Consider the following 13,078-nt stretch of genomic DNA (forward strand, 5'->3'; position numbering starts at 1 on the left):
TCGCTCCGGGGTGGCCGCCGAAGCTCACGTGGGTTCCGTCGGTGTGTCACGATCGTGGTGTGACCACCGCCCTGATCTACCTCCTCGTGATGCTGCTGGTGGCGGCCGTGGTGTTCCTGCTGGCCTCGCTCGTGTTCGGCAGAGGAGAGGAACTGGCGCCGCTCGCTCCGGGAAGTTCGCCGACCCGCCTTCCCACCGACGACATCACGAGTGCCGACGTCGACAACGTCCGGTTCCAGGTCGTGGTGCGTGGGTACAAGATGTCGGAGGTCGACTGGGTGATGTCCCGGCTCGGTACGGAGATCGACCTCCTGCGCGCTCGCGTGGCGGAGCTGGAGGCCGAACGCGCGGGCGGTGAGGTGCGTCGTGAGTGACCTGGCGGTGTCGGTGGAGGTCGGCGCCCCCGCGGGTACGACCTGGCTCGCCCTGACCGACTGGGAACGGCAGCGGGAGTGGATCACGGCCACGACGGTGCGCGTGGTGTCGGGCAACGGGCGCAGTGTCGGCTCGCGGTTGGAGGCGTTCACCGGCATCGGCGGCATCGGCGTCACGGACCTCATGGAGATCACGAGCTGGGAACCCCCGGTGCGGTGCACCGTCCGCCACCTCGGCGGGGTGGTGAAGGGCACGGGCACTTTCCACGTCCAGGCGAAGGGGCCGACGCGGTGCGTGTTCGTGTGGGCGGAGGAGCTGATCCCGCCGTTCGGCCCGGTGGGCAAGCTGGGATGGCTGCTGGTGAAGCCCGCCTTCGCGAGCGCGTTGCGGCATTCCGTGCGGACGTTCGCGCGGTTCGCGGAGAACTACGAGGTGGGCGGGTGAGTCCCGAGCTGATCGGCGCCGACGGCGTGGCCCGCTGCGCGTGGGGCAACAGCGCGCCCGACTACGCCGTCTACCACGACGAGGAGTGGGGCGTGCCGTTGCGGGACGACGTCGCGTTGTTCGAGCGGCTCTCGTTGGAGGCCTTCCAGTCGGGGCTGTCGTGGCTGACCATCCTCCGCAAGCGGGAGGGGTTTCGCCGCGCCTTCGCGGGCTTCGTTCCCGAGCGCGTCGCCGCCTTCGACGACGCCGACGTGGCCCGGCTGCTCGCCGACGCTGCCATCGTGCGGAATCGCGCGAAGATACTCGCCACCATCGCCAACGCGAGGGCCGTCGCGGAGCTCGACGTGTCTCTCGGCGAGTTGCTGTGGTCGTTCGCCCCCGAGCCGGGCACCCGGCCGAGACCGGCCACGATGGCCGACGTCCCCGCCACAACCCCCGAGTCCGTGGCGATGGCCAAGGCACTGAAGAAGCGCGGTTTCGTGTTCGTCGGACCGACGACGTGCTACGCCCTGATGCAGGCGACGGGCATGGTCGACGACCACGTGCGGGGGTGCTTCCGCGCGGCGTGAACCGCGCGGTTCACCACCTTCAGCGACCTACTTTCCGGTGAATTTCGGGCGGCGTTTCTCGACGAAGGCCTCCACCGCCTCGCGGTGGTCGGCGGTGCCGCCCAGCTCGGTCTGGGCCGCGTTCTCGGCGTCCAGCGCCTCGGCGAGCGTGCTCCCGGCGGCCAGGGCGACCGTGCTCTTGATCTTGGCGTAGGCCCTGGTCGGGCCCGCTGCCAGGGTCGCGGCGACGGCGTGGGCGCGAGCGGCCAGCTCGTCGTCCGGCACCACCTCGCCGACCAGGCCCAACCGGAGTGCCTCGGCGCTGTCCACCTTGGTGCCGAGCATCATCAGCTCGACCGCCTTGCCGTACCCGACGAGTCGCTGGAGCGTCCACGACGCGCCCGAGTCGGGCCCGAGCCCGACGCCGGCGAACGCCATCGCGAAACTCGCCGAGGAGGCCGCGATCCGCAGGTCACAGGCGTAGGCGAAGGCGGCTCCCGCGCCCGCGGCCGAGCCGTTGACCGCCGCGATCACCGGCTTCGGCAGATCGACGATCGCGGTGACGATGGGGTTGTAGTGCTCGGCCACCGTTCCCAAGGGTGCCTCGGTGCCCGAGCGGAGCGTCTCGACGTGCTCCTTCAGGTCCTGACCCGCGCAGAACGCCTTGCCCGCCCCGGTGAGCACGACCGCGCGCACGCCGTCGTCCGCCGCCGCTTCCCGCAGGGCCGCAAGCAGGCGTTCCTTCAGCTCCACGGTGAGCGAGTTGTACGCCCGCGGTCGGTTCAGGGTGAGCGTGCGCACCCCGTCGGCGTCGGTGGTCAGCAGTACATCGTCCACCTCGGTGCCGGCCCCTTCTCCCGCGTGCGCCGTCGTTGTCGTGCTCTCGTATTGGGTCACCGCATCCTCCGTTGGTCGTTACCCGATTGGCGAGTCTGACAGGCTCGCGGCGCTCATACCAGCAGCGATCCGCCGCCGGTAAGATCGGTCCACGTTCGCGGCCGACCCCTCATGGGGGACAATGGTCACGACCCGGTTGCTTTGGCGAGTGAACCGGGCGCGCTGGTTCGTAACGGAGGGAGCACGCTATGGCGGCCATGAAGCCCCGGACCGGAGATGGTCCCCTCGAAGTGACCAAGGAGGGGCGGGGCCTCGTGATGCGCGTACCGCTGGAGGGAGGTGGGCGTCTCGTCGTCGAATTGACGGCTGAGGAGGCCAAGGACCTCGGTGCCGCCCTTCAGCAGGCCACGAGCTGAGTTTCCGTCCTGACAAGCAGCCGGTGTCGACCTCGCTCGGCCCGGCCTGATTCGTAGTGCCTGGAGATCGCATGGCGCGTTCGCCGCTTCCACCGGTTCCCTCACGGTTGCTCGATGTGGAGGTGGCCGATCGCGCGACGCGGAGAGCTCCCGAGGCGTTGGTCGTCGCCGAGGGAGTGACGCCCGCCGGGATCCCCGACGACACGGGGTTCACCGGCTCGGAGGGCGAGGTCCGGGCCTTGCCCGGCACCGACGGGCCCCGCTGGCTCGTGGGTGTGGGCAAGGGCACTCCACGGCACTTTCGTGCGGCAGGCGCGGCGTTCGTCCGAGCCGCGCGGTCCCACCTCGGCGCCGAAGCCGACTCGGGCGGTCGTCCGCCGCTGACCGTGCAGGCCCGGCTGCCCGAGTCGGCCGGCGCCGGTGACTACGCCGCGTTCGCGACCGGAGTCCTGCTCGGCGGCTACAGCTACCGTGTGACCGCGTCGGACGACTCGGTGCGGTTGCGGACCGTGCGGTTGCTGGCGCCCGAAGGCACGGTGGAGGAGTTCGCGGCCGCCGTGTCGCGGGCCCGCGAGTTCGCGCGCGCGACGAGTCTTGCGCGCGACCTGGCGAACACTCCGTCCAACGTGAAGTCCCCGGCTTGGCTCGCGAGCACGGCCGAGCGGGTGGTGGCGGACGTTCGTGGTCTTTCCGTCACCGTTCGCGACGAGAAGTGGCTGGCCGAGCGGAAGTTCGGGGGCATCCTGGCCGCCGGGGGCGGCTCGGCCAACCCGCCGAGGCTCGTCGAGCTGTCGTACCGGCCGCGCGGTGCCACCACCCACCTGGTGTTCGTGGGCAAGGGCATCACCTTCGACACCGGCGGGTTGTCGCTGAAGCCCGCCGAGGGAATGCACCTCATGCGCACCGACATGTCCGGGGGAGGCGCGGTCATCGCGGCCCTGCGCGCGATCGCCGCCCTGGGGCTCAAGGTGCGGGTCACCGGCCTGGTGCCGTCGGCCGAGAACGCGATCTCGGGTTCCGCGTACCGGCCCGGAGACGTGGTCCGCCACTACGGGGGTCGCACCACGCGGGTGGACAACACCGACGCCGAAGGCCGGATGGTGCTCGCCGACGCCCTGGCCTACGGGACCGCCACCTACCGTCCCGACGTGGTCGTCGACGTGGCGACGCTGACGGGCGCGATGAAGGTGGCGTTGGGGCTGCGTACCGGTGGGCTGTTCGCCACCGACGACGCGCTCGCCGAACGCATTCGCGCGGCGGGGGACGAGGTCGGGGAGTCGTGGTGGCGCATGCCGCTGTCGGAGGAGTACGCCGACGCCGTGCGGGCCGAGCTCGCCGACGTCCGGCAGTGCCCACCCGGTCCCGGAGGCATCACCGCGGCGTTGTTCCTGCGGGAGTTCACGGCGGGACTGCCGTGGGCGCACCTCGACATCGCCGGCCCGGCCCGCGCCGAGGACACTTATGCCGAAGTGGTGCCCGGCGGCACGGGTTTCGGCGCGCGGACGCTGGTGGAGTTCGCGGCCTCCTACGCGTGAGAGCTCTGAGAGCCGTCGGCTCCCGCGCGGCGGCGGACGAACTGGCGGAACGTCGCCACGGCGGGTGACAACGGCCGATCGGCCGGCCAGGCCAGACCGATCTTGCGGGTCACCCGTGGCGCGAGGGGGATCTCCACGACTCCCGAGGGCGGGTGCGGTTCGAACGCCGGGAGCAGCGCCACTCCCAGACCGGCGGCGACGAGCCCGCGTACCGTGTCCGACTCCTGCCCCTCGAACGCCACCGTGGGCGTGAACCCGGCGGCGGCGCAGAGGTCGTCGGTGATCTGCCGCAGGCCGTAGCCGTGTTCGAGCATCACGAACACCTCGTCGGCGAGCTCGCTCATCCGCACGTTCGGGCGGGAGGCGAGCCGATGGTCCGCGGGCACGGCCAGGAACAGTTCCTGTTCGGTGAGGACGGTCGCCTCAAGCGCCGCCTCCTCCGGGGGCGGGGCGACGAGGGCCAGGTCTATGGCCCCGGACGTGAGCCGGTCGACGATGCTCCGGCGCGAACCCTGCACGAGGCTGAACCGGGTGCGGGGATGGTCCGCCCGGAAGTCACGGAGCAGACCGGGCACCAGCGAGCGACCGAGCAGGTGCAGGAAGCCCAACACGACGTGACCGGATTCCGGGTCGATTTCCTCCCGTGCCCGCCGCACCCCGTGTTCGAGCGCGTCGACGGCTCGCTCGGCCGCGTCGGCGAGCAGGTGGCCGACGCGCGTGAGGCGGATGCCGCGTCCGGCGGAGACGGTGAGGGGTGCTCCGACGGCGGCGCCGAGGGCGGCCAGTCGACGACTCGCGGTCGGTTGGGGCACGCCCAGTTCGGCCGCGGCCCTCGTGAGGTTGGAGGTGCGCTTCAGCGCGCGCAGGAGCGCGGCGGCGGGGGCGAGTTCCGCGGTGAGGCGGGGTTCGTCAAATTGATTCACCACAGCATGAATGATGCGTCATTGTCGTATTGGACGTATTGTTTAGCGGTACTTACCGTTGAACCACGTGAACGTCACCGCGCGGGAATCGGCCGTCTCGGTCGGCAGTGGTCGCCGTGTCACCGTCTCGGTGGCGGCGGCCGGGATCTGTTCGTTCTCCCTGCTGTACGCGCCGCAACCGCTGCTTCCGCAGTTGGCGGCCGAGTTCGGTCTCGACCCCGGTGCCGCCTCGCTCGCCGTGTCGGCGGGCACGGGCGGTCTCGCGGCGGCCGTGCTGCCCATCGCCGTCGTGTCCGAACTCGTCGGCAAGCGGCCGGTGATCGTCGCCTCCGTGCTGGCCTCGGCCGTGCTGGGGCTGCTGCTGCCGTTCGCTCCTTCCTACGAGGTCCTGCTCGTGCTTCGCGTGCTCCAGGGCGTCGCGATCGCGGGCTTTCCCGGTGTGGCCGCCGCCTACCTCGCCGAGCTGCTCGGGCCCGCGGGCGTGGCCGGGGCGGTCGGCGCGATGATCGCCGGGAACACGGTCGGCGGGATGCTCGGCCGACTCACGGCCGGAGGGGTCACCGAGTGGTTGGGGTGGCACGGTGCTCTCGCCGTCGTGGGAGGCGTGGGGCTGCTGTGCGCGGTGCTCACCGTCGCCTCGCTGCCTCGACCGCCGCGTCGAGAGCGGGCCCGGCCCTCCGCCGCGCGCCTACGTACGGTGCTGTCGGGCTTCGCGTCGGGGCTGCGCAAACCCGTCCTGTGGGCGCAGTACGGCGTGGCGCTGCTGGCGATGGGGGCGTTCGTGGCGTTGTACAACGCGGCGGGCTTCCGGCTCACCGGCGAGCCGCTCAACCTCAGCCCGGCGATCGCCTCGCTCGTCTTCCTGTGCTACGCGATGGGCTCGGTGTCCTCGGCCACGGCGGGTCGGCTCGTGTCCCGGTTCGGCAGGATGCGCTGCTTGCTCACCGCGCTCGCCCTGACGGCCGTCGGTGCGGTGGCCACGGTGGCGGACTCCCTCGTCGTCGTGATCGTGGGATACGTGGTGTTCACGGGGGGTTTCTTCGCGGCGCACGCCGTCGCCAACGCCTGGGCCGCCGCCGAGGCGCCCCCTCGGGCGCGGGCTTCGGCCTCCGGCCTCTACACGCTGGCGTACTACCTGGGCAGCAGCGTCGGCGGCACGGTCGGCAGCGTCGTCTTCGGGCTGGCCGGATGGGGCTGGCTCGTGGTTGCGGTCGTGGTGTGGCTCGGTTGCGCGGCCGCGGGGGTGACGCTGTTGGCGCGGCCTCGCGAGGTGACCTGAATTCACCCCATCGAGTACGAACACATGTTCGAATCGAGGTTACGATGAGGGCATGTGCTCGCAGCCGGCCGGATCAGGCAGTCGTGGTCATCGCGGCCACCAGCAGGCCGTTGCCCATCGGCAGCAGGGTGGGGATCAGTCGGGTGTCCTCCCGGATGGCGCGAGCCACGTCGCGCAGGGCCAGCAGCTCGGGCTCCCGTCGGGTGGGGTCGGCGATCCGGCCCGCCGCCAGCACGTTGTGGAACGCGATCACACCCCCAGGTCTCAGCAGTTGCACCCCGAGGTCGAAGTAGCCGGGGTACTCCACGCGTGCCGCGTCGGCGAACACCAGGTCGTAGCCCCCGGTGGTGAGGCGAGAGAGCACGTCCAGCGCGCGCCCCATGATCAGACGGGTGCGTCCGGGGGGATATCCGGCGTCGAGGAACGAGCGCCGGGCACTGCGGTGAAACTCCGGCTCGATGTCGATCGAGGTCAACACGCCGTCGGGAGCCATTCCCCGCAGCAGGTAGAGACCACTGACGCCCGCGCCGGTCCCGATCTCGACCACCGCTCTGGCCTGGACCGACGCGGCGAGGAAGCTGAGGGTCGATCCCGTGGCGCACGACACCGGTGGGCAGCCGAGCTGTTCCGCCCGGAGGCGTGCCGTGGCGAGGACCTCGTCCTCGGGGAGGTACGCCTCGATGAATTCGCCGAGATCAACCCAACCGGTGATGTGCGTCTCGGAGTTCACGCGCCAGAGGTTAGCGCGGCACCGTGGGTCAGTATGGCCAGTCAGGTATCTAAGGTGCCGTTCGTCTCGGCCGAGCCACCGTCGTCCGCGGTGCGGTGGTGCGCGAGTGGCACGTGTGAAAACCACGTAAGCGCAGGTAGTGAAGGTTTTACTCGAAACCCTCCGTGACGAGGGTTTCTCAGGATGCTCTCAGACGGACTTCACTACAACCACAGGAAAGCGGGTAACACTGTGGTGCCAAGGCGGGAACTTCCGTCGTACCCGCCACGTTGGGTGGAGTAGTGAAGGGGACGGGCCGATGGAGGTGCCTCAGCTGCCAAACGACAGCACGCAGACCGCTCCGGTTCGGGTCGAGGACGAGGTCACGTGGACGCCGCCGACCTGGGACGAGGTCGTCCGGCAACACGCCGACCGGGTCTACCGGCTCGCCTACCGGCTGACGGGTAACGCCCACGACGCGGAGGATCTCACCCAGGAGACGTTCATCCGGGTGTTTCGCTCGCTTGCGTCCTACAAGCCGGGAACGTTCGAGGGTTGGCTGCATCGCATCACGACCAACCTGTTCCTCGACATGGCCCGGCGGCGCGCCCGCGTCCGCATGGAGGGTCTGCCGGAGGACACCGATCGGATCGTCGGGGACGATCCCAGCCCCGAGCAGGTGTACTCGGACACCCACCTCGACCCCGACCTGCAGGCGGCACTCGACGAACTCCCGCCGGAGTTCCGGGCCGCCGTGGTGCTCTGTGACGTGGAAGGTCTGTCCTACGAGGAGATCGGTGCGACGCTTGGCGTTAAGCTCGGCACCGTCCGCAGCCGGATCCACCGTGGCCGGCAGGCACTGAAGTCTTCCCTAGAGCGTCGTCGCGCGCTCAAACAGGAGGCAACGGTATGACGGTTGGCAGGGGATGGCGGATGGGCGAGTCGCATCTTCCTCCCGACGCCGTGGTGGCGTTCGTGGACCAGGAGCTCTCGTTGGGAGCTCAGGAACGCGCCGCGGCGCACCTCGCTCACTGCCCCCGCTGTGCCGCCGAGGTCGCCACGCAGCGCTCCGTCAGCGCGGCGGTGCGACAGGCGCGTACCCCCACCATCTCGGCGGGTTTCCTCGCGAGCTTGCGGGAGATACCGCACACCGTCGATCTCCCGTCGCCGCCCGACCACCTCGCCGTGGGCGCCGACGGGCAGGTGATGGCCGTTCAACGTCCCAATCAGGTCGCCGGGCTGCGCGACGGCCTCCCGCCGGGTGCGCTCGGCACGTCGGCGCCTCTCGGGACGTCACCCAACGTGCTCGGCAACGGTCCCCGGCTGGGCTTGATCCGAAGGCGAGCCACCCAGGGAGCCGGCGTCGTGGTCTCGGGTCTGGTCCTCAGCGCGCTCGCGCTGGTCGCCACCACCGCCACGGGCGACGGCGGCTCGGTCGAGGCCGATCCCGAATCCGCCACTCCCCGTACCGGTGTACTGCCCGCGGCGAAGATGGGCGCTCACGGTCCCACGTACGCCCCCGAGGACGTGCAGAGCACCTCGACGACCGTGGGAGCCTCCACCACGAGCACGACGACCACGACAGCGCACCCCGGTACGCCGACGTCCACGTCGGAGACCGTCACGCCGACCACCACGGGAGTCGTGGTCGCGCCGGCGAGTGCCCCACGCTGACTTCACCGGCACATGGGCAGCATCACTGTGGAAGGCTAGGCGTAGGGTCACACGCCGAGCGAGCCCAGTGACCACCGCAGTCCAACCGGGGAAGAATGAGCGAACCAGCCACGCCGAAACAGGAGGAGTCCGGGTCTCGGGAGCATCGGCTCCGCCCGCGCCCCATCGTGCGCCCGCCGGTGGACCCGGCGCTGGCCGCGATGTTCGGCAGGCCCCGAGGCGTGGAGGGATCGTTCGACCTGCTGCATTCCCCCGACACGGGGGGAAGCCGACAGCCGACCCGGTCGACACCGCCCCCACCGCCACTGGCCGAGGCGTTCGGGCGCCAGCCGGGCGAGGAGGGCGTGGTGTTGCAACGCCCCGCCGACGAACGACCGGACGAGCGGGGTGACGGTCTCGACGGCACCGCCGACCCCCTGTGGGCGAGCGAGGACGACCCGTGGCGCGATCCGGGATCGCCCGCCGTCCTGGGACAGCCCGCCCTGCGTGAGGACGACCGTGCCGACGACGAGGCGACCCGTCCCACGGGCCCGCTGCTCAGCCTCCCCGAGGTGTTGTTCGGCCGCCGTGTCAAGCCGACGGCGCTGGCACTGCTCAGCGTCATCGCGCTGCTGATCGGAGCCGCGGGCGGTGTGGTCGGCTGGGCCATCGCGACGGCCGGTGACACCCTGACCGGGGAGCTGAACATCGCCGAGGCCGAGGCGGCCAAGGAACGTCCCGCGGGTTCCGTCGCCGCGATCGCGCAAAAGGTGTCCCCGGCCGTGGTGTCCATCGAGGTCGAGGTCGGCCAGTCCGGAGGTGTGGGCTCCGGCGTCGTGATCGACCGAGAGGGCTACATCCTCACCAACCACCACGTGGTGTCGCAGGCCGTCCGCGCCGACGAGGCGAAGCTCACGGTGGTCTTCACCGACGGCACCAGGGTCCAGGGCGCGATCGTGGGAACCGACCCGAGGACCGACCTCGCGGTGTTGAAGGTCAGGGTGGAGAACCCGGTCGTGATCCAGATCGGGGATTCCGACTCGCTCGCGCCCGGCGACAGGGTGATGGCCATCGGTTCTCCGTTCGGCCTGGAGAACACGGTCACCGAAGGCATCGTGAGCGCGTTGAACCGGCCGGTGACCGCGCCCGGTGAGAACGGGGACCCGCCGGTCACCTACGACGCCATCCAGACGGACGCGGCGATCAACCCCGGCAATTCGGGCGGGGCGCTCGTCGACTCCACCGGGGCGCTCGTGGGCATCAACTCGATGATTCGCACCGCGGGCAGCACGGGGGAGGGCGGCAGCATCGGTCTCGGCTTCGCGATCCCGGTCAACCAGGCCATCAAGATCAGTGAGGCGCTCGTGCGCGACGGCACCGTCAAGCACGCCTCGCTCGGAGTCAACGCCGCGTCCGTGGCGGCCAACACGTCGCAGGGAGCCCAGGTACGCGACGTGGTTCCCAACGGTCCCGCCGCCAAGGCGGGGATCGCCGAAGGGGACGTGATCGTGAAGGTCGGCGATCGCCGGATCCGCAATGCCGCCGAGCTCACCGTGGCCGTGCGCGAGCACGACATCGGGCAGTCCGTGCCTGTTCAGGTGGTACGAGACGGCCGTCAGTTCACCGTCGACGTAACCCTCGGTTCCGACTGAAGAGGTACGCTTTCACCGCATCGTGGTTCGAGGCGGAGGTTGGTCGCGTGTTCGACAACATTGGCTGGGGGGAGATCCTGGTTCTGATCGTCGCCGGCCTCTTCATCCTCGGCCCCGAGCGGTTGCCCGAAGCCGCCGCCTGGCTCGGACGAACCGTACGCAAGATCAGGGACTTCGCCACGGGTGCCCGCCAGCAGCTGCGCGAGGAGGTGGGCACCGACTTCGAGGAGTTCCGCAAGCCCATCGAGGACCTGCGGAGCCTTCGGAACTTCGATCCGAAGTACGCCGTGCGGCAGCACCTGTTCGACGGTGACCCCGACCCGCTGGGCCTCAACAACATCAACGGCACCGGGCCGACGAACGGCACCGGCACGTCCCCCACGGGCGGGCAGCCGCCCCGGCCTCAGCAGGAGGAACCGCTTCGGCCGGGGGAGAAACCGCCGGTGGACCCGGACGCCACCTGACCGGCCGTCAGCGACCCGCGGGGGTGACGTTCAGCATCATTCCGGCCAGGCCCCTGGCCCGGACGGACAGCTTCTCCGCTGCGCCCGCGAGCACTTGGCTCGCCGGAGCATCCGGGTCGGCGAGGACGAGAGGCGTGCCCGCGTCGCCCTGCTCGCGCAGCTTCGGGTCGAGGGGCACCTGACCGAGCAACGGGACCTCGGCGCCGATGGACTTGGACAACGACTCCGCCACGGTCTTGCCGCCACCCGAACCGAAGATCTCCATGCGGGTGCCGTCCGGGGTCTCGAACCAGGACATGTTCTCGATGACACCGGCGACGCGCTGACGGGTCTGCAGCGCGATGGCGCCCGCGCGTTCGGCGACCTCGGCGGCGGCCTGCTGCGGCGTGGTCACGACGAGGATCTCCGCGTTGGGGATGAGCTGCGCCACCGAGATGGCGATGTCGCCCGTCCCCGGCGGGAGGTCCAGCAGCAGGATGTCGAGGTCACCCCAGAACACGTCGGCGAGGAACTGCTGCAAGGCCCTGTGGAGCATGGGGCCGCGCCAGACCACGGGAGTGTTGCCCGGCGTGAACATGCCGATGGAGATGACCTTCACGCCGTGCGCCTGCGGCGGCATGATCATCTTCTCGACCTTGGTGGGCTTGTCGCTCGCGCCCAGCATCCGGGGGATCGAGTGACCGTAAATGTCGGCGTCCACCACGCCCACGGACAGGCCCTTGCGCGCCATCGCGGCGGCCAGGTTGACGGTGACGCTCGACTTGCCGACCCCGCCCTTACCGGAGGCCACGCAGTACACGCGGGTCAGTGAGCCCGGCTGCGCGAACGGGATCACCGGCTCCTTGGCGTCACCACGCAGTTTCTTGCGTAGCTCGGTGCGCTGCTCGTCGCTCATCACGTCGAGTTCCACGCGCACGTCCCGAACACCGGGGAGTTTCGTCACGGCGGCCTTGGTGTCGCGCGTGATGGTGTCCCTGAGCGGACAGCCGGCCACGGTGAGGTAGACGGCGACCGTGACGACCCCGTCGTCGCCGACGGAGATGTCCTTCACCATTCCCAACTCGGTGATCGGCTTACGGATCTCCGGATCGATGACCGAGTTCAGCGCGGCGCGCACGTCCTCGACACCGGGAGTCTCTTGCGTGGTGGTCACTGCTGCGGCACCGACCTTCTCGTCGCTGATGAGTTGCGTTCACCCCTCATGCTACGTGTCGGTAATCGATGCCCACCGGCTACGTCCGCGCACCGAGGCGAGTTGGATGTAACATGGATCACATTATCCCGACGGTGGTCGGGGTCGCGCCATCGGGCGCGAGGAGCCGGGTGGCACGGCCCCGCGGAAAGCGGGTGACGATCATGGCAACGTTGCTGGTCGTCTGCGTCGTCCTCGGCATCGTGTTGGTCGTGCTGGCGGCCTCGTCGATACGGGTGATCAGGCAGTACGAGCGCGGCCTGATCTTCCGGTTCGGTCGGGTGGCCAGGGCGCCGAAGGAGCCGGGGCTGGCCCTGATCGTTCCGGTGGTCGATCGCATGCACAAGGTGAACATGCAGGTCGTGACGCTGCCGGTGCCCGCGCAGGACGGCATCACGCGCGACAACGTCACCGTGCGCGTGGACGCGGTGGTGTACTTCCGGGTGATCGATCCGGTGCAGGCGATCGTCGGCGTGGAGAACTATCGGTTCGCCATGTTGCAGGTGGCGCAGGCGAGCCTGCGGCGCACGATCGGGGAAAGCAATCTCGACGACCTGCTATCGCATCGGGAGCGGCTCAACGAGGGGCTCGAATTGATGATCGACAGCCCGGCCGCGACATGGGGCATCCACATCGATCGGGTGGAGATCAAGGACGTGGCGCTGCCGGAGTTCATGAAGCGGGCCATGTCGCGGCAGGCCGAGGCCGAACGCGAGCGCCGGGGTCGTGTGATCGCGGCCGAAGGTGAGTTGCAGGCGTCGGAGAAGTTGTCCCAGGCGGCGGCGACGATGGCGGCCACGCCCGCGGCGTTGCAGTTGCGGTTGTTGGAGACCGTGGTCGAGGTGGCGGCCGAGAAGAACTCGACTCTGGTGCTGCCGTTTCCCGTGGAGCTGTTGCGCTTCCTCGACGAGGCGGCGAAGCGGGACGCGGCGACGCGCGAGGGAGGTGCCGGGGAGCCGGTCGCTCCCGCGCCTCGCCGGGAGCCGGTCGCGAACCCCGAACCCGGCTTCGCGCCCCGGTGACCGTCGAGGGTGGTCACCGGGGCCCGTCG

15 protein-coding genes are annotated in these 13,078 nt (G+C 70.2%); 11 read left to right on the plus strand and 4 right to left on the minus strand.

What is annotated here, in order from left to right; all coding sequences use genetic code 11:
- The first annotated feature begins 59 nt into the window (after positions 1 to 59).
- Genes SACGLDRAFT_RS03290 through SACGLDRAFT_RS03300 form a run of 3 tightly spaced genes read left to right on the plus strand, consistent with a single transcriptional unit; the run spans position 60 to position 1,388 of the window.
- A complete protein-coding gene (locus SACGLDRAFT_RS03290) occupies positions 60 to 374 on the plus strand; it encodes a DivIVA domain-containing protein (RefSeq protein ID WP_005461737.1) in 315 nt (104 codons plus the stop codon).
- Positions 367 to 819: an SRPBCC family protein gene (locus SACGLDRAFT_RS03295; RefSeq protein WP_005461739.1), complete on the plus strand. Its 453-nt coding sequence runs from the start codon at positions 367 to 369 to the stop codon at positions 817 to 819. The genes SACGLDRAFT_RS03290 and SACGLDRAFT_RS03295 overlap by 8 nt, the downstream gene beginning before the upstream one ends.
- Complete coding sequence (locus SACGLDRAFT_RS03300) at positions 816 to 1,388, plus strand: DNA-3-methyladenine glycosylase I (protein WP_005461740.1); 573 nt, start codon at positions 816 to 818, stop codon at positions 1,386 to 1,388. The genes SACGLDRAFT_RS03295 and SACGLDRAFT_RS03300 overlap by 4 nt, the downstream gene beginning before the upstream one ends.
- A gap of 27 nt (positions 1,389 to 1,415) precedes the next feature.
- Here SACGLDRAFT_RS03300 and SACGLDRAFT_RS03305 read toward each other — a convergent pair whose 3' ends face one another.
- Entirely contained in the window at positions 1,416 to 2,204 is a 789-nt protein-coding gene (locus SACGLDRAFT_RS03305; protein WP_040919536.1) for an enoyl-CoA hydratase-related protein, read from the minus strand.
- Between the two features lie 248 nt (positions 2,205 to 2,452).
- Here SACGLDRAFT_RS03305 and SACGLDRAFT_RS21740 point away from each other — a divergent pair, with 248 nt between their 5' ends.
- The gene (locus SACGLDRAFT_RS21740; protein WP_005453727.1) at positions 2,453 to 2,620 is read left to right on the plus strand and encodes a DUF3117 domain-containing protein; all 168 of its coding nucleotides are present in this window, start codon (positions 2,453 to 2,455) and stop codon (positions 2,618 to 2,620) included.
- A 71-nt stretch (positions 2,621 to 2,691) separates the two neighbouring features.
- The gene (locus SACGLDRAFT_RS03310) at positions 2,692 to 4,155 is read left to right on the plus strand and encodes a leucyl aminopeptidase family protein (protein ID WP_005461745.1); all 1,464 of its coding nucleotides are present in this window, start codon (positions 2,692 to 2,694) and stop codon (positions 4,153 to 4,155) included.
- Here the strand turns inward: SACGLDRAFT_RS03310 and SACGLDRAFT_RS03315 are convergent.
- Entirely contained in the window at positions 4,146 to 5,081 is a 936-nt protein-coding gene (locus SACGLDRAFT_RS03315) for a LysR family transcriptional regulator (protein ID WP_005461747.1), read from the minus strand. The genes SACGLDRAFT_RS03310 and SACGLDRAFT_RS03315 overlap by 10 nt on opposite strands.
- Positions 5,082 to 5,145: 64 nt before the next feature.
- Here SACGLDRAFT_RS03315 and SACGLDRAFT_RS03320 point away from each other — a divergent pair, with 64 nt between their 5' ends.
- Positions 5,146 to 6,357, plus strand: a complete 1,212-nt coding sequence (locus SACGLDRAFT_RS03320; protein ID WP_005461749.1) for an MFS transporter — start codon at positions 5,146 to 5,148, stop codon at positions 6,355 to 6,357.
- A gap of 73 nt (positions 6,358 to 6,430) precedes the next feature.
- Here the strand turns inward: SACGLDRAFT_RS03320 and SACGLDRAFT_RS03325 are convergent, their stop codons facing one another.
- Positions 6,431 to 7,087 carry an O-methyltransferase gene (locus SACGLDRAFT_RS03325; RefSeq protein ID WP_005461751.1) on the minus strand — a complete coding sequence of 219 codons (657 nt, stop codon included), beginning with the start codon at positions 7,085 to 7,087 and terminating at the stop codon, positions 6,431 to 6,433.
- Between the two features lie 298 nt (positions 7,088 to 7,385).
- Here SACGLDRAFT_RS03325 and sigE point away from each other — a divergent pair, with 298 nt between their 5' ends.
- From sigE to tatB, 4 genes are all read left to right on the plus strand, one after another.
- On the plus strand, positions 7,386 to 7,979 hold the full coding sequence (gene sigE / locus SACGLDRAFT_RS03330; protein ID WP_005461753.1) for an RNA polymerase sigma factor SigE: 594 nt from the start codon (positions 7,386 to 7,388) through the stop codon (positions 7,977 to 7,979).
- A complete protein-coding gene (locus SACGLDRAFT_RS03335) occupies positions 7,976 to 8,740 on the plus strand; it encodes an anti-sigma factor family protein (protein ID WP_005461754.1) in 765 nt (254 codons plus the stop codon). The genes sigE and SACGLDRAFT_RS03335 overlap by 4 nt, the downstream gene beginning before the upstream one ends.
- Positions 8,741 to 8,835: 95 nt before the next feature.
- Entirely contained in the window at positions 8,836 to 10,371 is a 1,536-nt protein-coding gene (locus SACGLDRAFT_RS03340) for a S1C family serine protease (protein ID WP_005461755.1), read from the plus strand.
- Positions 10,372 to 10,418: 47 nt separating this feature from the next.
- Entirely contained in the window at positions 10,419 to 10,835 is a 417-nt protein-coding gene (gene tatB, locus SACGLDRAFT_RS03345; protein ID WP_005461756.1) for a Sec-independent protein translocase protein TatB, read from the plus strand.
- 7 nt (positions 10,836 to 10,842) lie between these two features.
- On the opposite strand, the gene SACGLDRAFT_RS03350 is transcribed toward tatB, so the two are convergent.
- Entirely contained in the window at positions 10,843 to 11,988 is a 1,146-nt protein-coding gene (locus SACGLDRAFT_RS03350; protein WP_005461757.1) for an Mrp/NBP35 family ATP-binding protein, read from the minus strand.
- Positions 11,989 to 12,191: 203 nt separating this feature from the next.
- On the opposite strand from SACGLDRAFT_RS03350, the gene SACGLDRAFT_RS03355 reads away from it, so the two are divergent.
- Entirely contained in the window at positions 12,192 to 13,049 is an 858-nt protein-coding gene (locus SACGLDRAFT_RS03355; RefSeq protein WP_040919542.1) for a slipin family protein, read from the plus strand.
- The last annotated feature ends 29 nt before the right edge of the window (positions 13,050 to 13,078 follow it).

The sequence above is a fragment of the Saccharomonospora glauca K62 genome, from assembly GCF_000243395.2.
Taxonomy (GTDB): Bacteria; Actinomycetota; Actinomycetes; order Mycobacteriales; family Pseudonocardiaceae; genus Saccharomonospora; species Saccharomonospora glauca.